Below are 24,393 nucleotides of genomic sequence, written 5' to 3'. Positions count from 1 at the left end.
ACATCGCGCGCGCCGTACCGCCTACGATGGGGTCATGAACACGACACCCCATCTCCCCCACCTCCCTGATCCCAAGCCCTCATTTACGCCCACGCTCGCGCGCATTGTCGCGACCGTGAGCGTCGGCTTCGTCGTCACGCAGCTCGACGTGACCATCGTGAACATCGCGCTCGCGCGACTCGGCACCGACCTGCACGCCGACGTAGCGGGCCTGCAATGGGTGGTCGACGCCTACACGCTTGTGTTCGCGGTGCTCATGCTCTCGGCCGGCGTGCTCGGCGACCGCTTCGGCGCCCGGCGCATGTATGCCGTTGGCATTGGGATCTTCGCGCTTGCCTCGCTCGCCTGCGGGCTCGCCACCAACGCCGCGACGCTCGTTGCCGCGCGTGCGCTGCAAGGCGCCGGCGCGGCGGCCATGCTGCCGAATTCGCTGGCGCTCCTCAATCACGCGTGCGGCCACGAGCGCACGCTGCGCGCACGCGCCGTGGGTCTGTGGACGGCGGCAGGCTCCATCTCGATTGCGGCGGGCCCGGTGGTGGGCGGCATGCTGATTGCCGCGTTCGACTGGCGCAGCATCTTCCTCGTCAACCTGCCGATTTGCGCGGCGGGGCTCGTCGCTACGTTCGCGTGGCTGTCCGAGCACCCGATGGTCCGGCAAACGCCGACATCGGCCGCCAACCCTGCGGGCATCGCGCCGCGCGGACTCGATCTGCGCGGTCAGCTGCTCGCCGTCGTAGCACTGACCGCCTTCACGGGCGCCGTGATCGAGTGGCGGCCGCTGGGCTTCGCGCATCCCGCGGTGGTGGGCGGTTTCGTGCTCGCCGTGGTCGCGGCGCTCGCGTTCGTCCGCGTGGAAGCGCGCGCCGCCACGCCCATGCTGCCGCTCGGGTTCTTCCGCAACCGCACCTTCAGTGCGGCCGTGCTGTTCGGCGTGTGCGTCAACCTCACCTATTACGGCACGGTGTTCGTGCTGGGTCTGTATCTGCAGCGCGTGCGCGGCGACACGGCCTTGCAGGCGGGCCTCGCGTTCCTGCCGCTCACGGGGGGCTTTCTGATGTCGAACGTTGCGAGCGGCTGGGTAGTGGCGCACTACGGCTCGCGTGTGCCGATGATCGCAGGCGCGCTGATCGCCGCGCTCGGCTACGGTCTGCTGCATTTCGTGGACGGCGCCACGCCGCTCGCGGCGGTGCTCGTGCCGTTCCTGCTGATTCCGTCGGGGATGGGCCTCGCCGTGCCGGCCATGACCACCGCGGTGCTCGCCTCCGTGGAGCCCGCACGCGCCGGCACCGCCTCGGCGGTGCTCAACACCGCGCGCCAGGCCGGTGGCGCGGCCGGTGTGGCTGCCTTCGGCGCGCTCGCGGGCGGTGCGGAAGCGGCGCACATCGTGAGCGGACTGCACGTGGAGACAGCCGTTTCGGTTGTGCTGCTGATGATTGGCGCCGCGCTCGCCTGCGTCGTGCATCCGCGGCCCGAAGCGAGCCACACCGCGGCGCCTGCCACGAGCGGCGCCGCAAGCCGCAGCGAGTTGCGCAACTCCTGACCTGCGCCCCGCCTTACCTGCGCCGGCTTCTCAAAGCCGCGCCTCCTGAATCGCGCCGGTCGCGATGGCGCGCTCGATCAGCCCATCGTCCTTCGCCTTGCGGATGGCGTCGGCGATGAGCTGTTCCGGATCTTCCAGTTCCGCCTTCAGCGTGCCGATCACGCCCGACGCGTCGAACACGACCAGCGTCTTCGCCGAATCGGCGAGGCTGATGATCACGCGGTTCGCAGGCTCCTGGCCAATGCTCGCGCAGAGCTGCACGAGCTGGCCGCCCATGGTGTGGTCGAAGTTCTGTATCAAATGCGCCCTCCTTCGGGAAACGGATCGTTTATCCCGACAGGCCCGAACGCGGCGCACGCGCTCCATCCACGCTGATGCGCCCCGCGCCTGTCACGAACAGCAGCAGAAAGCCTCCCGCAATCGCCACGTTCTTCCAGAAGTGGATCACCATGTCGCGTTGCAGCGCGGCGTCGGTGACGTTCCAGAAGTCATGTCCGAATATCGCGGTGACGATCGTGTAGACCGCCATCACGAGGCCCAGTGCGCGAATCTTCACGCCCAGCACGAGCGCGAGTCCACCGAGCACCTCTACCGCAACAGCAATCGGCGCGCCTACCTGCACGAACGGCACGCCCTTCGCGTGCAGATAGCTGACGAAACCCGCGTACCCCAGCAGCTTCATCGCGCCGCTCCACAAAAACAGAATGGAGAGCGCCACGCGGGCGATGAAAATCACCAGGGAGTCGATGGGTCGCGTCATTGAAGGCTCCTGAAAAAGGGGAAATAGCAGATGACCTCTTGCGGGTCATGTCAGTTCCAGCAGCGTGTGGGGTCAGCATATGTCCGATCGGAAGCCATTTCCAGGATTTCCAGGCAGATGCGGCGCGAGGCGGGCACTCCCTGGCCGGTAGCCGGCAAGAACAGCGCTTCAAGAAACGACGCAGGGAAAACCCACGGGCATCGCACGCACGTCCACTTGTTATAATCCTTTCACGAATTCGAACGAAACATAACGCATCGTGTGGCCGTGTTCCCGGGCCGGCGCGCATGGTGCGCAAGGATCCCCATGCTCAAGGACGAACGCCTGCGCGTACTCAGCCAGGCGCTGGCGAAACAGAACGTGATGCGGCTGCGCGACGCGGCTGCGCTGCTCGAGGTTTCAGAGATGACGGTGCGGCGCGACGTGGCCGCCAACCCCGAGCGCTTCACGTATCTGGGCGGCTACATCGTAAGCGCCACCGACGTGCCGAACACGCCCGGCTACTCGCTCGACGCCGAGAAAGATCACTTCTCGCAGGCCAAAGCCGAGGCCTCGGCGCACGCGGCGAAGCTCATGGCCAGCAACGAAACCCTGTTCGTGGATTGCGGCACCACGCTCACCACGCTCGCCCGGCTGATTCCCGCGGACCTCCAGGTGACGGTGGTCTGCTACTCGCTCAACATCGCGGAGATTTTGCGGCGCAAGCCGAACGTGCGCATGATCCTGCTGGGCGGTGTGTACGTGCCGTCGTCGGATTCGTTCGCGGGCGACGAAAGCCTCGAGATGCTGCGCCGCATGGGCATCAACAAGGCCTTCATTTCAGCGGGCGGCGTAGACGAGGCGCGCGGCGTGACCTGCTGGAACTTCCATGAAGTCGCCATCAAGCAGGCCGCCATGGCGAGCGCCGTGGAACGCCATCTCGTGGTGGATTCGAGCAAGTTCGGCGTCGTGAAAGCGGTGCGTTTCTCGCAGCTCGGCGAGTTCGACTCCGTGATCACCGAGAAGGGGCAACAGGCCATCAAGCGGTAATGCGCGGTTGCGGCGCAGCCGGGGTACGGCTGGACTCGAAGCGCCGCGCCGCCAGCCGTCCTCTGCTTCAGTTGCCCTGCTTCAATTGCCCATCCATTAACCTCGCTTCAACTTCCACGCCGCCACGCGAACAGCACGCCGGCCAGCAGAATGAACGCGCCGATAATCACCTTCTGCCAGGTGCTCGGCACGCCCACCAGAATCAGCACGCTGTTGATCAGCGTCACCAGCACCACGCCCAGCAGCGTGCCCATCACGCTGCCCGTGCCGCCCGTAATCCTTGCGCCGCCCAGAATCACGGCCGCTATCACGTCGAGTTCCGAACCCACCAGATCGAACGGATTGGCGAGCCGGTTGTTCGACACGTGCAGGATGCCCGCAATGCCGGCCAGCATGCCCGTATAGCCGAACACGAACAGATGCACCGCGCGCAGGTTGTAGCCGAGGCGCTCTGCAATCGCGAGGCTGCCGCCCATCGCATAGACGGCGCGGCCCATCATCGTGCGGTTGAGCAGCCACCACGTGAGCACGGCCGCCATCACGAGCGCGAGTACCGAGACCGGCAGCACCGCGCGCAGGCCATCCGCCGTGCGATAGAACACGAGCGGAATGCGTCCGAAGTGATCCATGCTGTGCGGAATGTTCATGAAGAACGTGGTGCCCACGAAGGTGAGCAGCAGCCCGCGGTACAAATACTGCGTGCCGATCGTGACGATCAGCGACGGCGCCTTCAACCGATGCACGAGCAGCCCGTTCACGAGCCCGAGCAGCACGCCGCCCACGGCGCCGCACACGAGAATCAGCACGAACGGCGCGTCGGGCCACCAGGCGAACACGGCCTTCGTGATCGAGTACATGGTGAGCGCCGCAATCGCCGTGAACGACACGTCGATGCCGCCCGAGGCCAGCACCACGAGCGTGCCGAGTGCGAAGAGCGAGACCGTGGTGGCCGAGTGCAGCAGGTCGAAGAGCGTGGCGAACTGGAAGAAGCGCGGGTTGATCGCGCCCACCACGCCGCACGTCACGACGATCAGCGCCGCCGTGAACCATTCAGGTTGGCGCGCGAGCAGCACGCGCAAGCCGTGCTTCACGGCAGGCTGAGCGTCGTCGGCGGCGGGTGGAGTCAAGGTGTGGTTCATCTGCGAGGGAACACTGGGTGGCATGTCAGGCGGCCTCCGACAACAGCGCGTGATACAGATCCGCTTCCGTCAGCTGGTCGGCACGGTATTCGTTCGCGACACGCCCCTTCTTCATGAGCAGGATGCGGTCGCAGTTCTGCAACAGCTCGGGCAGGTCGTCGCTGATCAGGATGATGCCGATGCCGCTTTGCGCGAGCCGCTGCATGATGCGGTAGATGATGTCCTTCGAGCCCACGTCCACGCCCACCGTGGGGCCGTGCAGGATCAGCACGCGCGGGTCGATGGCGAGCCACCGGCCAATCAGCACGCGCTGCTGGTTGCCGCCCGAAAGCGACTGCACGGGCTTGTCGATACCAGGCGTCGCGATCTGCAGGTCGTCCACGGTCTGCCGCGCGAGCGCGTCGGCGCGCGCACGGTCAATCTGACCGAAGCGGTCGCGCAGGCTCGAAATCATTGCGGTGATCACGTTGTCGCGAATCGGCTTGTCGAGAAAGAGCCCTTCGTTCAGGCGGTCTTCGGGCACGTAGCCGATGCGGTGCTGCTTCGCGTCCGACGGCGTGCGCACCGTAATGCGCTTGCCGTCCAGCACGATCTGCCCCGACTGCGCCGGTGCCACACCGGCAAGCGCCCGCGCGAGTTCGTTACGGCCCGAGTCGAGCAGACCCGTCACACCGAGAATCTCGCCCGCGCGCAGCGAGAACGAGACGTCGGCGAACTGGCCCGCGCGTGTGAGTGCTTTCACGTCGAGCACTTGATCGCTGCCCACCTCGCCCTCACGATAGCGTTCGCTCGTGAGGTGGCGGCCCGTCATCAGCTCGCTCAACTGCGCCTTCGTGTACTGCGTGATGGGCCCTTGCGCCATCTTCTGGCCGTCGCGCAGCACGATCACCTCGCCGCCAATCGCATAGCATTCGTCGAGCTTGTGGCTCACGAACAGCACCGTCACGCCGTGCGCGCGCAACTGGCCGAGCACGCCGATCAGGTTGTCCACTTCCTTCTGCGTGAGCGACGTGGTGGGCTCGTCCATGATGACGAACTTCGCCTCGCTCGCAATCGCGCGCGCAATCGCCACGAGTTGCCGTGTGGCGAGCGGCAGTTGCTCGACGAGCGTCGCCTGAAACGCGGCGTCGCCGGGCAGCCCCACCGCTTCGAGCGCACGCGCCGCCGTGCGCGCGAGCGCGCGGCGGTCGAAGGTGCGGGCGAGCCGGCCGTCGTGATCGGCCAGCTCGGACGTGAGCGCCACGTTCTCCGCCACGCTCATGTTGGGCAGGAGCGAGAGATCCTGATAGACCGTTTCGATGCCCGCCGCGAGCGCCTGCAACGCCGTAAGCCGCGCGTGACGGACGCCCTCGACGATCAGTTCGCCCTCGTCGGGCGGCTGCGCGCCGGAAATGATCTTGATCAGGGTGCTCTTGCCGCACCCGTTCTCGCCGAGCAGGTGATAGATCTCGCCGCGCCGAAAGGCGAGGCTCACACCGCGCAGCGCATGCACGCCGGTGAACCGCTTGTGGATGCCGGTCACCTCGAGAAAGTGCGGAGCAGACGTGGGCGCATTCATGTCAGAACGGATACTGCTTGTAGTTCGTCTTGTCCACGCTGACCCAGCCCTGGCCGCGCACGATGATGCCCTTGCCCGGTCCCTTCGAGACCGTCACCTTCGTGTAGCCCGGAATGCCGAGATCCGCACCGTTGTCCACCGTCTTGCCGTCGATCAGCATCTTCGCGACCTTGTTCATGGCGAGCCCGGCGAGCTTCGGGTCCCAGAACGCGATGCCGTTGATGGCGCCGCTTTCGAGGAACTTGCCGGCCTCCGTGGGCAGGCCCGTGCCGTAGACGCAGATCTTGCCCTGCAGGCCCGCTTCTTCGACGGCGCGGCCAATACCGATCACGTCGAGCGACGACGAACCCTGGAAGCCCTTCAGGTCCGGATGCTTGCGCAGCACTTCCTTCGCGACCTCATAGGCGTGCTCGCCGTCGTTGTTGGTTTCGAGCTTCGGCTCCACGAGATCCATCTTCGGATACTTCGCCTTCGCATTGCCGATGCCGCCATCGGCCCACTGCACCTGCGAGCGGCTGCCGAGCGACCCCACCAGCACGGCCCACTTGCCTTCGTTGTGCATGCACGCCGCGAGGCGCTCGTTGAGCGCCGCGCCATAGGCGGTGTTGTCGAACGCTTCGATGTCCACCATCGTGTTCTTCTCGTTGTCGGCCTCATGCGTGACCACCTTGATGCCGCGGTCCATCGCCTTCTTGAGCGCCGGCTCCAGCGTAGGCGGGTCGTACGGCACCACGGCGATGGCCGTGACCTTCTTCGCGATCAGGTCTTCGATGATCTTGAGCTGCTGGGCCGCATCGGCGCGGCCGGGGCCAGTCTGATAAGCGGTGACGCCGGGGTTCTCTTTCGCGAACTGCTTCACGCCGTCGTCCATGCGATTGAACCAGTTGATGCCCGTCACCTTCACGACCGTGACGATGGTCTCGTTCGCGGCGTGGGCCGCGGCGATCATGCCCGTGGCGAGCGCGGCTGCCGCCAGCGCGGCGGCGAGTCGAGTGGGTTTCATGCAATGTCTCCTTTATGGTTGGTTGTGGACTGCGAAGATCGATGGTGTCAGTCGCGTGTCAGTCGGTCCTCACGCTACCGCTGCTGCCGCTATCGGCGCTGCGTCGGCGAGGCGCGACGAAACCGAACATGGACCGCACGCGCGCCTCGCCGGCGAACGCCAGCGAAAGCAGCAGCAGGAAGCCCCAGGCGCAGTCGCCGAAGAACTGCGACACGCCGAGCAGATTGAAGAGGCTCGCGAGAAATTGCAGCACCGTCGCGGCGAAGAACACGCAGACAATGCGTCCATAGCCGCCCGCCGGGTTCACGCCGCCCATCACCGCAATCAGGATCGCGATGAGCAGATACGAGTTGCCGTAGTCCCACTTCGCGCTCAGGGTGTGCGTCACGCTGATGAGCCCCGCCAGCGATGCGAGCACACCGCACATCGTGTAGGTGGCAATCAGCATGCGGTCGCGTGGAATGCCCGCATAGAAGGCAGCCTTCGGATTCGTGCCCATCAGGTAGAGCCTGAGTCCGAACGGCGAGCGCTTCGCGATCCAGCCCAGCAAGAGCACGGCCGCGATGAAGATGCAGAACGAAATGGGCACCTGCCAGACCGTGCCGTTGCCGATGTCCGAGAGCGGTTCGACATAGTCCACGTGCACCGAGGCGCCGTTGCTCAGCACCACCGCGATACCCGTGAACAGGAGTTGCGTGCCGAGCGTGCAGAGAATCGGTGTGAGCCGCAGCCGCGCGATCACGATGCCGTTCAGCAAGCCGCCCACGAACCCCATTGCAATCACGATGACGCAGAAGAGCGCCGTGTAGAGACCCGGCTGGTCGTCGCCGCTCACGAACCTGGGCACCACGAGCGCCGCGATCATGCCCGAGAGGTTGGCGAGCCCCACGCCCGAAAGGTCGATGCCGCCGTTGCCCGAAATCATGGAAAGCATGATGCCGAGCGCGAGCAGGCCGAGTTCGGGCAACTGGCCGCCCATGGACTGCAGATTGTCGAGGCTCACGAACTGCCCGTGCGAGAGGAACGTCGCCACCAGCACGACGAGCACGTTCACGGTGAGCAGGAAATTCAACTGCCGGTCTTTGAGCAACGCTCCCGGCGAAAACGAACGCTTCATCGCAACCACCACTCCTTTGACGATGACACCGCGCGTGAGGCGCAGCGCGGTTCAATGCACGTGCGAAGCCTCGCCTGTTTGCGCAAGCACGCGATTCACTTCATCGAGCGTCGGCATGGAAGGCGCCGTGCCCGGACGTGTCACCGAAATGCCCGCAAGCGCGCAGCCAAAACGCACCGCCGACAGTGCATCTTCGCCGCGCGCGAGCGCTGCCGCGAAGCCGCCCGTGAAGCCGTCGCCGGCACCGGCCGTTTCCACCACGCGTCCGCACTGAAACGCCGGGAGCAGCACCGACCGCGTGGCCGAATGCAAGAGCGCGCCCTTCTCGCCCAGCGTGATGATCGCGGTGCCGACGCCTTTGGCGAGCAGCGCGTCGGCGGCACGCCGCGCATCGTCGACGCTCTCGACGGCCATGCCCGTGAGCGTGGCCGCCTCGGTCTCGTTCGGCGTGATGTAGTCGCACAGCGCGTAGAGGTCGTCGTCGAACGGCATGGCGGGCGCGGGATTGAACACGGTCGTCACGCCATGCCGGCGCGCCAGTTCGAGCCCGCGACGCGCAGCCGCCACCGGTTGTTCGAGTTGCGTGACGAACACGCGCGCGGCGGCGATATCGGCTTCGATGGCGTCCACGTCCGCGGCGCAGAGCTGATCGGCCGCGCCGGCCGCGACGATGATCGCGTTCTGGCCCGTCGCGTCGTCCACGAAAATGTGGGCTGCACCCGTCGATACGCCGTCCGCCACCGCGGGCACGCGCGCCGTGATGCCTTCGGCGGTCCACGTCGAACGTGCAATGGCACCGAAGGCGTCGTTGCCGATGCGCGTGCAGAACACCACGTCCGCGCCCGCGCGCGCCGCGGCCACCGCCTGGTTCGAACCCTTGCCGCCCGGCCCCATCTTGAACGCCGTGCCCGCAATGGTTTCGCCGAGCAGCGGCATGCGGCTCGCACGGAACGTGAGGTCCGTCACGTAGATGCCGAGAATCACCACGCGGGCGATCCCTGGTCCGGCTGGTCCGGCTGGTCCACCCGGCCCGCGCGGCTGCGTTGCCGGCGCATTCATGACCGGTTCCCCGCGCTGGCCTGCGGCGGGGCATCCGGCGCGAGCAGCACGCCCTTCTTGAATACGAAGCAGCCGTAGCCGCGCTGCTCGCCCGTGGCGATCACGCAGTAGGCCTTGCGGGCGCGCTCGTAGAAGGCAAAGCGTTCGATGGAAGCGAACGGCACGTCGCGCCCCTCGGCTGCGTTCACTTCGGCCTGCGCCTCGCGCTGAACGGCCGGAATGGTGTTCGGCTCGCCGACCACTTCCATGCGCAGTGCAGGATCGTCGACGAACGTGTCGAGCGGCAGCACCGAGAGCACGGCGCGAATGGCGCGCGCCGAGTCCACGCCGTCGAGCCGCAGCAGCTTGCCGAGCACCGTGGCGCGCGCGACCGAATCGGCGGGAAAGTTCGCATCGCAGATCACCACTTCGTCACCGTGGCCCATCGACGCAAGCGCATGCAGCACGTCGGCACTCAAAAGCGGGTCGAGATTCTTCAGCACGTTTTGTCTCCTACTCTTTGTTCGGTTTTTCGGTTTGTTCGGTTTTTCGGTTTGTTCGGTTTATTCAGTCTGCCTGGCAATCAGACGGCGCATCGGGCACGCGAGGCCCAACCGTGAAACCTGCGCCGCACTCAGTCTCCATAAGGAATCCAGACGTTCTTCACCTGCACCGCCTCGTGCAGGAACGGCAGGCCTTCGCTCGCGCGGTCGAACCAGTCGAAGACGCGCCCGTGGTCCACGAACGTGCGCTTCAGATTGCCCGCCGACTCGCGCTCCACGAGCGCCGCACCCGCCGCACTGCCGAAGCACCATACCGCGTCCACGTCGTCGTGACGCACGAGCGCGGGCAGCAACGCGCTGCGCTCGCCCGTCACGATATTCAGCACACCAGCCGGCACATCCGACGTTTCCACCACCTGATAGAAGTCCGTCGCGACAAGCGGCGCCGTTTCGCCCGGCAGCAGCACGACGCGATTACCCATCGCAAGCGCAGGCCCAGCGAGCGACACGAGCGCGAGCAGCGGCGTTTCGTCCGGGCACGCTACGCCGATTACACCGAGCGGCTCGTGCATCGCCAGCGCCACGCCGCGCATTGGCGGCGTGTGCACGGCACCGTCGAACTTGTCGGCCCACGCAGCATAGGTGAAAAGCCGCGTGACTGCCGCGTCCACTTCGGCCTGTGCCGCGTCGGCTGACGCACCGTTGCGCTGCACGAGCTGATGCGCGAACTCCTCCCCGCGTACGGCCAGGTTTTCCGCGAGGTAGTAGAGCACCTGGGCGCGGTTGTGCGCCGTCGCGTTCGACCAGCCTTGCGCCGCGCGCGCCGCGGCCACGGCGTTGCGGATGTCCTTGCGGTTGCCCGCGCCCACCTCGCCCACCACGCGGCCGTCCGGCGCATGCACGGGCAACGAATAGCCACTGTCGGGCCGCACCTGCTTGCCGCCGATGAAGAGCTTCGGCGTGCGGTCGATCACGGCGGTCGTCGTGGAAGCCGGGTGCTCGCTGTCTTCGTCTGCGTCGTCTTCTACCGCCACGGCATGCGCGAGAACGGCCTGCTGCTGTGCCGGCCGTTTCGCAAGCGTGAGCCATGCGCGCGGCTGGAGGTATTCGTAAATGCCCTCGCGTCCACCCTCGCGGCCGAAGCCCGACTCGCGATAGCCGCCGAAGCCGACGGCCGCGTCGAAGAGGTTCGTCGCGTTCACCCAGACCACACCGCAAGCAAGCTTCGGCGCGACGTCAAGCGCGCGGCCAATGGTCTCGCTCCATACGCTTGCGGCGAGGCCATAGCGCGTGTTGTTCGCGAGCGCCACCGCTTCGTCGGGCGTGCGAAAGCTCATGGTCACCAGCACCGGGCCGAAGATTTCCTCCTGTGCGAGCACCGATGCACTGCCCACGCCCGTGACGAGCGTAGGGGGGTAATAGCAGCCTTCGCCCGGCATCTCCACGTGCGGCGGCTGCCAGATATCGCAACCCTCGGCGCGGCCACGTTCCACGAGCGCGCGAATGCGTTGCAGCTGCACGTCGTCCACGATCGCGCCAATGTCGATGCTCTTCTCCAGCGACGGCCCCACACGAAGCGTCGCCATGCGGCGCTTGAGCTTCTCGACGAAACGCGCTTCGATGCCTTCCTGCACGAGCAGACGCGAGCCCGCGCAGCACACCTGGCCCTGGTTGAACCAGATGGCGTCCACCACGCCTTCCACGGCGCCGTCGAGGTCCGCGTCGTCGAACACGATGAACGGCGACTTGCCGCCCAACTCCAGCGTGAGCGCCTTGCCCGAGCCCGCCGTGGCCACGCGAATCTGCCGGCCCACTTCGGTGGACCCCGTGAACGCGATCTTGTCCACGCCGCGATGTTCGACGAGCGCCGCGCCCGTGCGTCCGTCGCCTGTCACGACGTTGAGCACACCCGCGGGCAAGCCGGCACGCTGCGCCAGTTCCGCGAACAGCAGCGCCGTGAGCGGCGTGTATTCGGCGGGCTTGAGCACGACGCAGTTGCCCATGGCAAGCGCCGGCGCAATCTTCCAGGCCAGCATCAGCAGCGGAAAATTCCACGGCACGATCTGACCGATCACACCGAGCGGCGCCCACTCGGCGAACTCCGTTTCCTGAAGCTGCGCCCAACCCGCGTGATGCAGGAAGTGGCGCGCGACGAGCGGCACGTCGATGTCGCGCGTCTCGCGAATGGGCTTGCCGTTGTCGAGCGATTCGAGCACGGCGAAGAGCCGGCTGTGCCGCTGCACCATGCGTGCGAGTGCGTAGAGATGTCGCGCGCGGCCCGTGCCGCCCAGCGCCTGCCATGCGGGCTGCGCGGCACGTGCGCTGGCCACGGCGGCGTCGATGTCGGCCGCGCTGCCCTGCGCGACGTGCGCAAGCAATTCGCCGGTGGCGGGTGCGTGCGTGGCAAAGCGCTCGCCTTCGACCGGCGCGCGCCATGCGCCGCCGATGAAATGGCCGAACGCGGCCTCGTGCTGCGCGAGCCAGGCGCGCACAGCACCGTCGTCCTCAGGGGCGGGGCCGTAGGCCATCGATGAAAAATACTCCGCTACGCTCATGGTCATGGTGGGTGATTCAGGCAGGCGTGGTCGTCGTGTTGGTTAGGCGCTCATGCGAGCGGATGACGATGGAAGGCCGAATAACGGCCGCTCACGTGGTGTTCGAGCTGCCGTTCGATGTCGGCGAGCAGGCTCGATGCGCCAATGCGAAAGAGCGCCGGTTCGAGCCATTCGCGGCCCAGTTCCTCTTTCATCAGGATCTGATACGAGAGCACGGACTTCGCGCTCGACACCCCGCCCGCCGGCTTGAAGCCGATTGCGAAGCCCGTGCGCTCCAGATACTCGCGGATCATGCGCACCATCACGAGCGACACGTCGAGCGTGGCATTCACGCCTTCCTTGCCGGTGGAGGTCTTGATGAAATCGGCGCCCGCCATCATGCAGACCATCGACGCACGCGCCACGTTGGACAGCGTGCGGATGTCGCCGGTGGCGAGAATGGCCTTCAGATGCGCGCGGCCGCAGGCGGCGCGAAAGTCGCGCACTTCGTCGTAGAGCGCGCGCCAGTTGCCCGTGAGCACGTGTTCGCGCGTGACGACGATGTCGATTTCCGCAGCGCCATCCGCCACAGACGCTTCGATTTCTTTGAGCTTCAATTCATGCGGCGTGAGCCCTGCGGGAAAGCCCGTGGACACGGCCGCGACCGGAATGCCGCTGCCCTCGAGCGCGTCGACAGCCGCTGCGACGAAGCGGTGATAGACACACACGGCGCCTGTCGTGATGCCGGCGGAAGCCATGCCAAGCGCTTCCAGAATGTCGTCGCGCACGGGATGGCGCGCCTTCGCGCAGAGCCTGCGCACGCGGCCTTCGGTGTCGTCGCCGTTGAGCGTGGTGAGGTCGATGCACGTGATGGCCTTGAGCAGCCACGCGGCCTGGGCGTCTTTCTTGACGGTGCGGCGCGTGGCGAGCGTCGCGGTACGGCGTTCCACCGCCGACGCATTCACCCGCAGGCTGTCGAACCAGCCGGCGTCGAACGGCACGCCGGGATTGCGTTCGCCATGTGCGGCAGAACCGCGATGCAACGCGATGACGGACAGCGGTAAAGAGGGACTTTCGGACATCGTCACGACCTGATCTTGTGCAATGCAAAACAGAAATTGACGGTTTGCTCGCATGCATCCTACATCGACTGATAGGATCGTAACAAGCCGTCGTTACGATTATTTCTTTCCGCTTTCCCTCACTTTCCGCCCCGCATGCCCTCGGTGTTTTCACCAGGCGTGGACGCGCACGTCGTGAAAGTGGCGTGAAGGTTTCCCCCCGCGAGAATCGGCCCCATTCATCCATTTCAACGCAGTGAATGAGGAGACGATCGTGAGGAAGAAGCATCTCGCATTGGCGGTACCGGCGACGGTCGCGTTCGCGGCAGGCAGCGCATACGCGCAATCGAGCGTCCAGCTCTATGGGCTCATGGACTTGAGCGTGCCGACCTACCAGTCACATGCCGACGCGAACGGCAATCACGTCATCGGCATGGGCATTGGCGGCGAGCCGTGGTTCAGCGGCAGCCGCTTCGGGATGCGCGGCGCGGAAGACATTGGCGGCGGCACGCAGGTGATCTTCCGGCTTGAAGCGGAATACCGCGTGGCGGACGGGCAGATGGAAGACCCGGGTCAGCTGTTCGACCGCGACGCATGGGTAGGTCTGCAGAACGATACGTTCGGTAAGATCACGGCGGGCTTCCAGAACACGATTGCGCGCGACGCATCGGCCATCTATGGCGACGCGTACGGTTCGTCGAAACTTTCACTGGAAGAAGGCGGCTGGACCAACTCGAACAACTTCAAGCAGATGATCTTCTACGCGGCCGGCCCCACAGGCACGCGTTATTCGAACGGCCTCGCGTGGAAGAAGCTCTTCAACAACGGCATCTTCGCGTCGGCGGGCTACGCGTTCGGCAACCAGACGAGCTTCGGTCTCAATTCGGTGTATCAGGGCGCGCTGGGTTACAACGGCGATGCCTTTGCCGTGTCCACGTTCTATAGCCACGTGAACAAGCAGGGCTTCGCGAACCAGAGCTTCTCGGTGGGCGGCAACTACACGTTCGGCATTCTGCGGGCCAACGCCGGCTACTTCCGCTACTGGGGCGATCAAGGCTCGCTCGGCCAGCGTCAGGACAACGCATGGACCGTGTCGTTCAAGCTTTCACCGAAGGGCCCGCTCGACTACGAACTCGGCTACCAGCAGATGCGCGTGCACAACGCGGCATACAACTCGGACGGCGACATTCCGAACGCGAACCTCGGCACGTTCGATCCCGCCTCGGGGCTGCACAACGGCTTCAAGGAAACGCTGTACGGTTCGGTGTTCTATCACTTCTCGAAGCGCACGGAAGTGTACCTGGCCGGCGACTACATGCGCCTGCATGGCGGCTATACGGTGGGCAGCACGTTCGGCTCGAACAACCAGGTCGAGGTGACGGGCGGCATTCGTACGCGCTTCTAAATACGCGCTTGCTGGCACGCGCAGAAGAACAGCTCATCCTCCACGCGTAGTGGATTTGCGACCCGCATGGGCACCTGCCCTGCGGGTCTTTTTTCTTTCTTTACGACTGCGGGTGCAACGCCCGGCAGAGCGTGTGAATAGCAGACCGTGTTGGACCGCGCACACACGCCCGCCGTGAAAGATCAGCGCACGCCGCCGCTCGCGTTCAGATGCTCGCCGGTGATCCAGCGCGAATCGTCGGAGGCGAGGAACACCACCACGCGCGCGATGTCGTCGGGCTGGCCGATGCGGCCAAGCGGCGTCTGCGCGAGCACGCTGCTCTCCATGTCCGAGCCGATCACGGAGGCCGCATGCGTGCCTTCGGTTTCGATAAGGCCCGGATTCACGGCATTCACGCGAATCTTGCGCGGCCCAAGTTCCTTCGCAAGCGAACTGGTCGCGGCATCCACCGCGCCCTTCGTGGCCGAGTAGACGGTGGTGTACGCCGGCGTAATGCGCGTCACGACCGAACTGACGTTCACGATGCTCGCCCCTTCGCCCAGATGCTTCGAGGCGGCCTTGGTGGTCAGCAGCAGGCCTAGCACGTTGATATCGAACTGCCGGTGAAAATGCGCTTCGTCGATCTCTTCGAGGGGCGCAAAGGAATACACGCCCGAGTTGTTCACGAGGACATCGAGGCGACCATAGGTTTCGACTGCGGTGTTGACGATACGCTCGGCGTCCGCGGCCTTCGACACGTCGCCCGCTACGGCGACTGCTTTACCGCCTGCGGTGATGATGGCGTCCACGACGGCGTCTGCGCCGGCCTTGCTGGATGCGTAATTGACCACCACCGAAGCGCCTTCGGCAGCCAGCGCCTTCGCGATGCCCGCGCCAATGCCCTTCGATGCGCCGGTCACCACGGCGACTTTGCCAGTCAGCTTGCTCATGATCGTTTCCTTCGAAAATGCGTAAGTGGGTACAGGGGACGCGACGCGTTCCGTGTGTATGCAGTGCGACGGTGTGAATCTATCCCGGCGTTGAGCGGCGATAAATGTGCGCAGCACGAATACATTGGCCGGATGCCCCGAACAATCGGCGGCGGACCTGCGGCACGACTCACACATGCCGCAGACAAACCATGACGTTCGAAGTGATGGTCGCGCCGCGGGCTTGGGTCATCATCGCGACCATGAGCACACTGGCCTCTGCCCCGCTTCGCATGCCGGCATCGCATTCCGTGGTCGCGGGCCGCAACGACGAAGCAACCGCCATGCTCGATAAGATCGCCGTGCGGCTGCGTATACGGAGTAGACGGCGGACGGAGTAGACCGGAGTTCGGCGTGCTCTCGTTCGCCAGCACGACCACGGTGTTCGGCACGCCGGTCGCCGCCGAATGAAACCGCAAGCTGCGGAGCGTCTCGCGCACGCGGCATGCGTAGAGTGGTTCATGGCCTCACAGGAGTACGTACATGAACCGCCTCGACTCGCAACTTCCATTGCTCGATACGCAGAACGACCCCGCACCATCGCTTGCGCCCCATGAGGATCGCGAGCGGCACCGCCCTCCAGCCGGCTCCGGCCCGTCCCTCTCTCGCCGCATCGAAACACTGGATTGGGGCGCCATCGCGCAAATGCTCGACGAATACGGCTATGCAGTCGCTCCCCAATTGCTGACAGAGGACGACTGCGACGCGCTGGCCGCCCTCTATGGACACCCCGAGCGCTTTCGCAGTCGCATCGTGATGACCCGGCACGGCTTCGGCCGCGGCGAGTACCAATATTTCAGCTATCCGTTGCCACGCCCCGTGCAGCAACTGCGAACGAGCCTCTATCCGCATCTCGTTCCAGTGGCCAACCGCTGGAACCAGACGCTCGGCATCGACGTGCGCTATCCAGCCTCGCACGCGGAATACATCAAACGTTGTCACGCCGCCGGCCAGTTGCGCCCCACCCCGCTGCTGCTCCAGTACGGAAAAGACGACTACAACTGCCTGCACCAGGACCTCTACGGCGAACACGTGTTTCCGTTACAGGTGGCGGTTCTGCTGGCCGAGCCGGGCCGCGACTTCACAGGCGGCGAGTTCGTGATGACCGAGCAGCGGCCGCGCATGCAGTCGCTCGTCCAGGTCGTGCCGCTGCGCAAGGGCGACGCGGCGATCTTCGCCGTCCACCATCGGCCCGTGCAGGGCACGCGTGGCGCGTATCGCGTCAACCTTCGGCACGGTGTGAGCCCCCTGCGCTCGGGCCAACGACACACCTTGGGGGTGATCTTCCACGACGCAACGTAAGGCATTCGAAAGAATCATCTGGAATGTCCCTTGGGTTGTTACAAACGCGGGCGAGAGCCGTTACAAATGCCGTCGCCAAGCTGTTACAAACAGCGGTCAAATGTAACGCGTCCACATGCCGCATTTTTTACCGCGCAAGTAAACCCTTGCCTTTATTCATATCAAAAGGGGAATAGAATTTCCGGGGTGCGCGGGAGCGTCGCAGAGAAGTTGCTTCAATCAGGAGATACCCTGTCGTAACAAGGGTTTGAGGCCCACAATAGCGCTGGCCGGGCCACCCGGCGCACGCCAATAAGGCGCGTTGCAGATTTATGAAAAAATTACTGATCCACAGTCGGTTTTTTTCCACAATTTTTTTGACGAGCCATTGCTTTTTGACATTCCCCCTCATACAATTCGCTCCAAGCTGTTACGAGTTGTAACAAGCTGTATCAAATAGATAGATATCGCCGAAGGTCGTTACAAGACCAGGCGGGGGCAGAAAAGACATAACGGCGAACAACGCCGGCAGTTCAATCGGGGCTTCGGAAAACTGAGAAATGGACCGTAGCAGCGAGACGCTGGAGTCAATCCGCGAAATCAATTTGTCGTACATCATGCTTGCGCAACGTATGTTGCGTGAGGACAAGGCAGTCGGCATGTTCCGGCTGGGCTTGTCGTCGGAGCTGGCCGAACTGCTTGCCGGACTGTCACTCGCACAGATCGTCAAGCTGGCCTCCTCCGACCAGCTTTTGTGTTTCTTCCGCTTCAACGATCACACGATGCTGTCGGCCCTCACGCAGACGACGCGTCACGCTGACGTTGCTTCGACGCATGCCGCCATCCTGCTCGCGGGTCAGTCCGCGGAGCAGTTCGCCTGACAGGGACCGCCATGCAAGCTGAAGTCACGATGCTCAAGTCTGCGCCGAAGCGCAGCCTCACTGAAGACGCACAGGAAGTGTTCCGCGCGATCGCCTTGATCGAGCTGGGCGCGCGCATGCAGGTACTGGAAAGCGAACTCACGCTTTCGCGCGACCGCATGATCCGCCTGTACCGTGAAGTGAAAGGCGTGTCGCCGCCCAAGGGCATGCTGCCCTTCTCCGCGGACTGGTACATGACGTGGCTTGCGAACATTCATGCGTCGCTGTTCTACAACACCTACCTGTTCCTCAAGAACGAGGCGCGCTGCTCGCACCTCGACGCTTTGACGAAGGGCTACCGGCTGTATCTGGAACACTGCCGTCACAGCGACACGGAAGCCGTGCTGGATCTCACGCGCGCCTGGACGCTCGTGCGCTTCTTCGACGCCGGCATGCTCCAGCTCACGCCGTGCTGCCGCTGCAGCGGCAAATTCGTCGCGCACAAGCATGACCTGCAGCACAACGTAGTGTGCGGCGCCTGCCAGCCGCCCTCGCGCGCGGGTAAGACGAGAAAGGCGGCCGTGGCACGCCAGGCCGTCTGCGAAGACACGGTCGCGGCCGACGCCGCCCTGCTGGCCGAAGTCGCCGCGCAGACCCATGTGCCGGTCACGCGAGCACCCGTCGCCGAAGCGGCCTAGCGAAGCCGGAAGCCCCCAGCCTCCCATTTCTCTGCGTTTCATCGGTTCATTGCGCGGCCCGCCTCTCACGGCGGGCCGTTTCATTTGCGGCTTCGCCCGCCCAGTTCCTCCCGCCCGCCGATCGGTACTTCCCCTGGCCTTTCTTGCAACGCGTCGATAGCCGGCAGAAGGTTTGGTTTCGCTACGATCCGCAAACGTAAAGCCGCTCAAGACATCAAAACAATAAAGACACCGGATTCCTTACTTTTTTACTTCAACAATATTTCGTATTCCTTCGTCCGCGCGGAGCGAAAGGATAACGAAATAACCGGTGCAGGGACGCAAGATGAAAGTGCTGCTCGCAGAAGACAACGAATCGCTGAGCCACTGGCTGCTCAAGCTGCTGAAGGAAGAGCGCATGGCCGTGGACCGCGCGGCCGACGGCGACGCCGCCGACCAGCTTTTGCGCACCGAACAGTACGACGTGGTGCTGCTCGACCTGCAACTGCCGAAGATGACCGGCAAAGACGTGCTGCGCCGTCTGCGTGGCCGACGCAACAACGTGCCGGTGCTGGTCGTCACGGCGAGCGGGTCGATCGACGAAAAAGTGGAGTGTCTCGGCGCCGGTGCCGACGACTACATCGTGAAACCGTTCGAGACGCGCGAACTGGTCGCTCGCATCAAAGCGCTCGCGCGCCGGCAGAACGGCGAAAAGCATACGGATTTCGCCTGTGGCGACCTCACCTATAACACCGACAGCCGCCAGTTCCGCATCCGCGGCGAGCCGCTCTCGCTGCGCCCCAAAGAGCATTCGATTCTCGAAATGATGATGCTCAAGTGCGGCAAGACACTCTCGAAGTCGGCGCTGATGTCGGGTGTCTACGCGCTCGAAGAGGAATCGAGCGAGGATGCCATCGAGATCTACGTGCATCGCATCCGCAAGCGGATCGAGCATTGCGAAGCGACTATCGTCACGTTGCGCGGGATCGGCTATCTGTTACAGGAGAAGAAGGCGCAGCCTGGATAGGCGAGCGCATGTCGCCCCATCAATGCGCGCTTAAAACAAAAGCCGTGCACGTCGGCTATCGACGTGCACGGCCCCCTGCTGACTTCCTTTCCGACGCTCGTCACGACTCAGCGGGCTCAGCGCTTTGCCACCTGCTGTGCGTCTTGTGTCGAGCCTTGCTGCGGCGAAGCGCTGCCCGTCTTCGTGTCGTCGCCCCAACCGCCGCCCAGCGCACGGATCAGGTTGACGGTCGCCACGGCCTGCACGCCCTGAAGCTGGCTTGCCTGCAACTGCGAGACCAGCACCGAGCGCTCACTGTCGATCACGTTGAGGTAGCTGACCTGCCCTTCCTCGTACTGCGTGCGCGACAGATGCGCAGCCCGCTGCGACGCATTCACCGCATCGTTTTGCGCCTTCATCTGGTCGTCCAGCAAGCGCAGGTCGGACAGGTTGTCCTCCACCTCGCGGAACGCTACGAGCACCTGCTCGCGGTATTGCGCGACCTGTTCGTCGTACCTCGCGCGGGCCTGGTCGAGACCGGCCTGACGGCGCCCGCCGTCGAAGATCGGCAGCGTGAGCGCCGTGCCCGCGAACGGCCCCAGCAGGAAGGTCCGCGTGGACCATTTGAACAGATCGCCCAGCGTCGCGGACTCGTAGCCGAACGAACCCGTGATGTCGAGCTGCGGGAAGAACGCGGACTTCGCGAGCCCCACGCGCGCGTTCGCAGCGGCCATTGCGCGTTCGGCGGCGGCAATGTCGGGCCGGCGTTCGAGCAGCGCGGACGGCAAGCCCGGCGGAACGCGCACGGCCACGGGCGCAAGCGGTGTTTCGGGGAACGAAAAGTCCGCCGGTGCCTTGCCGAGCAAGATCGCGAGGCCATGTTCCGACGCCGCGCGCTGACGCGCCACGCCCACCGCATCGGCCTGGGCCGTTGCCAGTTCGTTGCGTGCCTGCGAAACGTCGAGTTCGCTGATGTCGCCTTCCTTGAAGCGGCGCTCTGCAAGCCTGAGCGCATCCTGACGCAGCGCCACCGTGCGCCGGAACAGATCGACCTGCGAATCGAACTGGCGCAGCTGGAAGTAGTTCTGCGCGACGTCGGCCTGCAACGCGAGCTGCACGGAGCGGAACAACGCCTCGCTCTGCTGCGCATCCGCGCGCGCCGCGTTCACGTTGGAGCTCACGCGACCGAACAGATCCGCCTCATACGAAACCGTGCCCTGCGCGCGCCACAGCGTCTGCGTGGGCACATTCCGGTCGTCGGGCAGGAACTGCGAAGCGGGCGAGAGCCGTTCGCGCGTGGGACCGAAGCCGGCATCGAGCGACGGGAACCACGCCGAGCGCGCGGACCGCGTCACGGCACGCGCCTGCTGCACGCGCGCAGCCGCCGCTTTCAGATCCTGGTTCGCGGCCGCAGCCTGCTCTTCCAGCTGGTTCAGCGTCGCGTCGCCAAACACGCTCCACCACTCGCCGCGGTGGGCCGCGTCGGAAGGCTGGGCGGCCTTCCACGTGCCGGCATCCTGAGCAGCGATCGGCGCTTCCTTGAACGCCGCGGGCGCTGCCGCGTCCGGGCGGTGATAGGTCGGCTCTACCGAACATGCGGCGAGCAGCGCGACCAGGAGGCCGCTGACCGCGACCCAACCCAGCCTGCCAAACCCTTGCATGCGCGCGGCGCCGCCTGTGAATCCACGATTTCTCATTATCAGGTTCTCCTCAATCCATCGCGGGCAGCGCAGAGCTGCGCGGCGAGTCCTTCTGCGCCACGTGGATCGTGCCGCCTGCCAGCATGCGCAGCACCACGTAGAACACCGGCGTCAGCATCAGGCCGAACAGCGTCACACCGAGCATCCCGAAAAACACCGCGATACCCATGGCATGGCGCATTTCCGAACCCGCGCCCGAAGAAAGGACGAGCGGCACCACACCCATGATGAACGCGATGGACGTCATCAGGATCGGGCGCAGCCGCATGCGGCTCGCTTCGATAGCCGCGGAAAGCGGCGAGTGTCCGTCGTGCTCCAGCTCGCGTGCGAACTCCACGATCAGAATGGCGTTCTTCGATGCGAGTCCCACCAGCACCATCAAGCCGATCTGCGTGAAGATGTTGTTGTCGCCCTGCGTGAGCCACACGCCCGTGAGCGCGGACAGCACGCTCATCGGCACGATCAGGATCACCGCGAGCGGCAGCGTGAGGCTTTCATAGAGCGCGGCCAGCACGAGGAACACCAACAGCACGCTGATCGGGAACACCCAGATGCCCGAGTTGCCCGCGAGAATCTGCTGATACGTGAGGTCCGTCCATTCGAACTTCACGCCGCGCGGCAGCGTTTCGGCAGCAATGCGTTCCGCCGCTTCCTGAGCCTGACCCGACGAGAAGCCAGGCGCCGGGCCGCCGTTGATGTCGGCGGCGGTGTAGCCGTTGTAGCGCACCACCATTTCGGGGCCATACGTGGGCGACACGGTGACGAGCGACGACAGCGGCACCATTTCGCCCGCGTTGTTACGCGTCTTCAGTTGCAGGATGTCGTCTGCACGCTGACGGAACGGCGCATCCGCCTGCACACGCACCTGGTACACGCGGCCGAACTCGTTGAAGTCGTTCACGTACAGCGAGCCCAGATAGATCTGCATGGTGTCGAACACATCCGTCACTGGCACGCCGAGTTGCTTCGCCTTCACGCGATCCAGGTCCACGTTCAACTGCGGCACGTTGATCTGGTAGCTCGAGAACGTCGGGCCCAGCTCAGGCGTAGCCGACGCCTTCTTGATGAAGTCCTGCGTCGCCTTCGCGAGTTCTTCGTAGCCCACCGCGCCGTGGTCTTCCAGCTGCATCTTGAAGCCGCCCAGCGTACCGAGACCCAGCACCGGCGGCGGCGGGAACACGGCCACGAACGAACCCTTGATGCCCGCGAACTTCTGGTTGAGCGCGCCCGCAATGGCACCCGCCGAGAGCGCCTTGCCCTTGCGTTCGCTAAACGGCTTGAGCGTGACGAACACGATGCCCGCGCTCGAACTGTTCGTGAAGCCGTTCACCGAAAGACCGGGGAACGCCACGGCACTTTCCACGCCAGGCTGCTTCAGCGAAATGTCGCTCATCTCGCGAATCACATTCTCCGTGCGATCCAGCGACGCGCCGTTCGGCAACTGCGCAAACGCCACGAGGTATTCCTTGTCCTGCGCGGGCACGAAGCCGCCCGGCACGATGTGCGTAACAAACACCGTCGCGCCGAGCAGCACCGCATAGACCGCGAGCATCGCGCCCTTGCGTTTGAGCACGCCGTTCACGCCGCGGCTGTAGTTCTCCGCGCCGCGATGGAACACCTTGTTGAAGCCGCGGAAGAAGCCGCCCAGCACGCGGTTCATGACGCGCGTGAGCCAGTCTTCCTTCGCGCCGTGGCTGCGCAGCAGCAGTGCCGAAAGCGCCGGCGAAAGCGTGAGCGAGTTGAACGCCGAGATCACCGTGGAAATGGCGATGGTCATCGCAAACTGCTTGTAGAACTGGCCCGTGAGACCCGTCATGAACGCGAGCGGCACGAACACGGCCACCAGCGTGAGCGCAATTGCGATGATCGGCCCGCTCACTTCCTGCATGGCGCGATACGTGGCGTCGCGCGCACTCAGCCCGCGCTCGATGTTGCGCTCCACGTTCTCCACCACCACGATGGCGTCGTCCACCACGATACCGATGGCGAGCACCATCCCGAACAGCGAGAGCGCATTGATCGAAAAGCCGAACGCCAGCAGCAGCGAGAACGTGCCCACGATCGAAACCGGCACGGCAATGAGCGGAATGATCGACGCACGCCACGTCTGCAGGAACACGATCACCACGATCACCACCAGCGCGATGGCTTCGAGCAGCGTGTGCACCACCGCCTCGATACTCGAACGCACGAACTGCGTAGGGTCATAGACGATCTTGTAGTCCACGCCGGCCGGGAAGTCCTGCTTGAGCTCCTTCATCGCGGCACGCACCTGGTCCGAGATGGCGAGCGAATTCGCGCCCGGTGCCTGGTTGATGGCAAGCGCCACCGCCGACTTGTTGTCGAGCAGCGAACGCAGGCCGTATTCGGACGCACCCAGCTCGATACGCGCGATGTCGCGCAGATACGTGACGCCACCGTCCGGCGCGGTCTTCACGACGATGTCGCCGAATTCCTTCACGGTCGTCAGGCGACCTCGCGCGTTGACCGAAAGCTGCAACGGCGTGCCGGGCAGCGTGGGAGACGCACCGATCACACCGGCCGCCACCTGCACGTTCTGCTCGCGAATGGCGTTCACCACGTCGTTCGCCGTGAGCCCGCGCTGCGCCACCTTCTGCGGATCGAGCCACACGCGCATCGCATAGTCGCCCGCGCCCCACAGCTGCACTTCGCCCACACCCTGAATGCGCGCGAGCCGGTCTTTGACGTTGAGCAGCGCGTAATTGCGCAGATACGTCATGTCGTACTGATCGTTCGGCGAGATCAGGTGCACCACCATCGTGAGCGTAGGCGAGCTCTTGATGGTCGTGATGCCGAGCCGCTGCACGTCTTCGGGCAGCCGCGGCAACGCCTGGTTCACGCGGTTCTGCACGAGCTGCGTGGCCTTGTCCGGATCGGTGCCCAGACGGAACGTGACCGTGAGCGTCATGTTGCCGTCGCTGTTGGCCTGCGACTGCATGTACAGCATGTTCTCGACACCGTTGATCTGCTCTTCGAGCGGCGAGGCCACCGTTTCCGCGATCACCTTCGGGTTCGCGCCCGGATACTGCGCGTGCACCACGACCGACGGCGGCACGACCTCGGGATACTCGGAAATGGGCAGCTGGAACAGCGCGATCACGCCGGCCAGCAGAATCACGACCGACAGCACACCCGCGAAGATGGGCCGGTCGATGAAGAATTTCGATATGTTCATGGGTGGCTCTGAATAAAG

21 protein-coding genes are annotated in these 24,393 nt (G+C 64.8%); 8 read left to right on the top strand and 13 right to left on the bottom strand.

Annotation, left to right across the window (positions count from 1 at the left end; genetic code table 11):
* The first annotated feature begins 34 nt into the window (after positions 1–34).
* Positions 35–1,540 (top strand): MFS transporter, encoded by a 1,506-nt coding sequence (locus PXJ20_RS28765; protein ID WP_421032100.1) that lies wholly within the window; start codon positions 35–37, stop codon positions 1,538–1,540.
* Positions 1,541–1,570: 30 nt separating this feature from the next.
* Here PXJ20_RS28765 and PXJ20_RS28760 read toward each other — a convergent pair whose 3' ends face one another.
* On the bottom strand, positions 1,571–1,840 hold the full coding sequence (locus PXJ20_RS28760; protein ID WP_017775430.1) for a hypothetical protein: 270 nt from the start codon (positions 1,838–1,840) through the stop codon (positions 1,571–1,573).
* A 28-nt stretch (positions 1,841–1,868) separates the two neighbouring features.
* Positions 1,869–2,300, bottom strand: coding sequence for a DoxX family protein (locus PXJ20_RS28755; RefSeq protein ID WP_017775429.1), 432 nt, complete (start codon positions 2,298–2,300; stop codon positions 1,869–1,871).
* 306 nt (positions 2,301–2,606) lie between these two features.
* On the opposite strand from PXJ20_RS28755, the gene PXJ20_RS28750 reads away from it, so the two are divergent.
* Entirely contained in the window at positions 2,607–3,329 is a 723-nt protein-coding gene (locus PXJ20_RS28750; RefSeq protein ID WP_017775428.1) for a DeoR/GlpR family DNA-binding transcription regulator, read from the top strand.
* A 107-nt stretch (positions 3,330–3,436) separates the two neighbouring features.
* On the opposite strand, the gene PXJ20_RS28745 is transcribed toward PXJ20_RS28750, so the two are convergent.
* From PXJ20_RS28745 to deoC, 8 genes are all read right to left on the bottom strand, one after another.
* On the bottom strand, positions 3,437–4,468 hold the full coding sequence (locus PXJ20_RS28745; RefSeq protein WP_421032657.1) for an ABC transporter permease: 1,032 nt from the start codon (positions 4,466–4,468) through the stop codon (positions 3,437–3,439).
* Positions 4,469–4,493: 25 nt separating this feature from the next.
* Positions 4,494–6,026: a sugar ABC transporter ATP-binding protein gene (locus PXJ20_RS28740; protein ID WP_277598404.1), complete on the bottom strand. Its 1,533-nt coding sequence runs from the start codon at positions 6,024–6,026 to the stop codon at positions 4,494–4,496.
* Between the two features lies 1 nt (position 6,027).
* Positions 6,028–7,029: an autoinducer 2 ABC transporter substrate-binding protein gene (locus PXJ20_RS28735; RefSeq protein WP_421032099.1), complete on the bottom strand. Its 1,002-nt coding sequence runs from the start codon at positions 7,027–7,029 to the stop codon at positions 6,028–6,030.
* Between the two features lie 58 nt (positions 7,030–7,087).
* A complete protein-coding gene (locus tag PXJ20_RS28730) occupies positions 7,088–8,146 on the bottom strand; it encodes an ABC transporter permease (protein WP_017775424.1) in 1,059 nt (352 codons plus the stop codon).
* A 51-nt stretch (positions 8,147–8,197) separates the two neighbouring features.
* Positions 8,198–9,205, bottom strand: coding sequence for a ribokinase (gene rbsK, locus PXJ20_RS28725; protein WP_421032098.1), 1,008 nt, complete (start codon positions 9,203–9,205; stop codon positions 8,198–8,200).
* A complete protein-coding gene (locus tag PXJ20_RS28720) occupies positions 9,202–9,687 on the bottom strand; it encodes an RbsD/FucU family protein (RefSeq protein WP_421032097.1) in 486 nt (161 codons plus the stop codon). Before PXJ20_RS28720 ends, rbsK begins: the two co-directional genes overlap by 4 nt.
* Before the next feature lie 131 nt (positions 9,688–9,818).
* Entirely contained in the window at positions 9,819–12,242 is a 2,424-nt protein-coding gene (locus PXJ20_RS28715; protein ID WP_421032656.1) for an aldehyde dehydrogenase family protein, read from the bottom strand.
* 50 nt (positions 12,243–12,292) lie between these two features.
* Complete coding sequence (gene deoC, locus PXJ20_RS28710; RefSeq protein ID WP_421032096.1) at positions 12,293–13,303, bottom strand: deoxyribose-phosphate aldolase; 1,011 nt, start codon at positions 13,301–13,303, stop codon at positions 12,293–12,295.
* 220 nt (positions 13,304–13,523) lie between these two features.
* Between deoC and PXJ20_RS28705 the strand changes: the two genes are divergently transcribed.
* Positions 13,524–14,687: a porin gene (locus tag PXJ20_RS28705; RefSeq protein ID WP_176049070.1), complete on the top strand. Its 1,164-nt coding sequence runs from the start codon at positions 13,524–13,526 to the stop codon at positions 14,685–14,687.
* 182 nt (positions 14,688–14,869) lie between these two features.
* Here the strand turns inward: PXJ20_RS28705 and PXJ20_RS28700 are convergent, their stop codons facing one another.
* Positions 14,870–15,616, bottom strand: a complete 747-nt coding sequence (locus tag PXJ20_RS28700) for an SDR family NAD(P)-dependent oxidoreductase (protein WP_017775418.1) — start codon at positions 15,614–15,616, stop codon at positions 14,870–14,872.
* A gap of 191 nt (positions 15,617–15,807) precedes the next feature.
* Between PXJ20_RS28700 and PXJ20_RS28695 the strand changes: the two genes are divergently transcribed.
* The 5 genes from PXJ20_RS28695 to PXJ20_RS28675 all read left to right on the top strand — a co-directional run bounded on the left by PXJ20_RS28695 (position 15,808) and on the right by PXJ20_RS28675 (position 19,500).
* Positions 15,808–15,996: a hypothetical protein gene (locus tag PXJ20_RS28695; RefSeq protein ID WP_421032095.1), complete on the top strand. Its 189-nt coding sequence runs from the start codon at positions 15,808–15,810 to the stop codon at positions 15,994–15,996.
* Positions 15,997–16,138: 142 nt separating this feature from the next.
* Entirely contained in the window at positions 16,139–16,957 is an 819-nt protein-coding gene (locus PXJ20_RS28690) for a 2OG-Fe(II) oxygenase (RefSeq protein WP_421032094.1), read from the top strand.
* A 539-nt stretch (positions 16,958–17,496) separates the two neighbouring features.
* Positions 17,497–17,817, top strand: a complete 321-nt coding sequence (gene flhD, locus PXJ20_RS28685) for a flagellar transcriptional regulator FlhD (protein ID WP_017775415.1) — start codon at positions 17,497–17,499, stop codon at positions 17,815–17,817.
* An 11-nt stretch (positions 17,818–17,828) separates the two neighbouring features.
* Complete coding sequence (flhC, locus tag PXJ20_RS28680) at positions 17,829–18,494, top strand: flagellar transcriptional regulator FlhC (protein WP_017775414.1); 666 nt, start codon at positions 17,829–17,831, stop codon at positions 18,492–18,494.
* Positions 18,495–18,819: 325 nt separating this feature from the next.
* Entirely contained in the window at positions 18,820–19,500 is a 681-nt protein-coding gene (locus PXJ20_RS28675) for a response regulator transcription factor (RefSeq protein WP_277598409.1), read from the top strand.
* Positions 19,501–19,616: 116 nt separating this feature from the next.
* Here the strand turns inward: PXJ20_RS28675 and PXJ20_RS28670 are convergent, their stop codons facing one another.
* Both PXJ20_RS28670 and PXJ20_RS28665 read right to left on the bottom strand, forming a co-directional pair.
* The gene (locus PXJ20_RS28670) at positions 19,617–21,140 is read right to left on the bottom strand and encodes an efflux transporter outer membrane subunit (protein ID WP_421032655.1); all 1,524 of its coding nucleotides are present in this window, start codon (positions 21,138–21,140) and stop codon (positions 19,617–19,619) included.
* Between the two features lie 49 nt (positions 21,141–21,189).
* Entirely contained in the window at positions 21,190–24,375 is a 3,186-nt protein-coding gene (locus PXJ20_RS28665) for an efflux RND transporter permease subunit (protein ID WP_413215095.1), read from the bottom strand.
* Between the last annotated feature and the right edge of the window lie 18 nt (positions 24,376–24,393).

It is taken from the genome of Paraburkholderia sp. A1RI_3L (assembly GCF_048957895.1).
Taxonomy (GTDB): domain Bacteria; phylum Pseudomonadota; class Gammaproteobacteria; order Burkholderiales; family Burkholderiaceae; genus Paraburkholderia; species Paraburkholderia kururiensis.
Note: the sequence above shows the minus strand (reverse complement) of the source record. Positions and strands in the feature narration are given on the sequence as shown.

Coding starts and splice junctions, on each gene's coding strand:
- PXJ20_RS28765 (WP_421032100.1), top strand. CDS start 35: ATGAACACGACACCCCATCTCCCCCACCTCCCTGATCCCAAGCCCTCA.
- PXJ20_RS28755 (WP_017775429.1), bottom strand. CDS start 2,300: ATGACGCGACCCATCGACTCCCTGGTGATTTTCATCGCCCGCGTGGCG.
- PXJ20_RS28750 (WP_017775428.1), top strand. CDS start 2,607: ATGCTCAAGGACGAACGCCTGCGCGTACTCAGCCAGGCGCTGGCGAAA.
- PXJ20_RS28745 (WP_421032657.1), bottom strand. CDS start 4,468: ATGAACCACACCTTGACTCCACCCGCCGCCGACGACGCTCAGCCTGCC.
- PXJ20_RS28740 (WP_277598404.1), bottom strand. CDS start 6,026: ATGAATGCGCCCACGTCTGCTCCGCACTTTCTCGAGGTGACCGGCATC.
- PXJ20_RS28735 (WP_421032099.1), bottom strand. CDS start 7,029: ATGAAACCCACTCGACTCGCCGCCGCGCTGGCGGCAGCCGCGCTCGCC.
- PXJ20_RS28730 (WP_017775424.1), bottom strand. CDS start 8,146: ATGAAGCGTTCGTTTTCGCCGGGAGCGTTGCTCAAAGACCGGCAGTTG.
- rbsK (WP_421032098.1), bottom strand. CDS start 9,205: ATGAATGCGCCGGCAACGCAGCCGCGCGGGCCGGGTGGACCAGCCGGA.
- PXJ20_RS28715 (WP_421032656.1), bottom strand. CDS start 12,242: ATGAGCGTAGCGGAGTATTTTTCATCGATGGCCTACGGCCCCGCCCCT.
- deoC (WP_421032096.1), bottom strand. CDS start 13,303: ATGTCCGAAAGTCCCTCTTTACCGCTGTCCGTCATCGCGTTGCATCGC.
- PXJ20_RS28700 (WP_017775418.1), bottom strand. CDS start 15,616: ATGAGCAAGCTGACTGGCAAAGTCGCCGTGGTGACCGGCGCATCGAAG.
- PXJ20_RS28695 (WP_421032095.1), top strand. CDS start 15,808: ATGACGTTCGAAGTGATGGTCGCGCCGCGGGCTTGGGTCATCATCGCG.
- PXJ20_RS28690 (WP_421032094.1), top strand. CDS start 16,139: ATGAACCGCCTCGACTCGCAACTTCCATTGCTCGATACGCAGAACGAC.
- flhD (WP_017775415.1), top strand. CDS start 17,497: ATGGACCGTAGCAGCGAGACGCTGGAGTCAATCCGCGAAATCAATTTG.
- flhC (WP_017775414.1), top strand. CDS start 17,829: ATGCAAGCTGAAGTCACGATGCTCAAGTCTGCGCCGAAGCGCAGCCTC.
- PXJ20_RS28675 (WP_277598409.1), top strand. CDS start 18,820: ATGAAAGTGCTGCTCGCAGAAGACAACGAATCGCTGAGCCACTGGCTG.
- PXJ20_RS28670 (WP_421032655.1), bottom strand. CDS start 21,140: ATGCAAGGGTTTGGCAGGCTGGGTTGGGTCGCGGTCAGCGGCCTCCTG.
- PXJ20_RS28665 (WP_413215095.1), bottom strand. CDS start 24,375: ATGAACATATCGAAATTCTTCATCGACCGGCCCATCTTCGCGGGTGTG.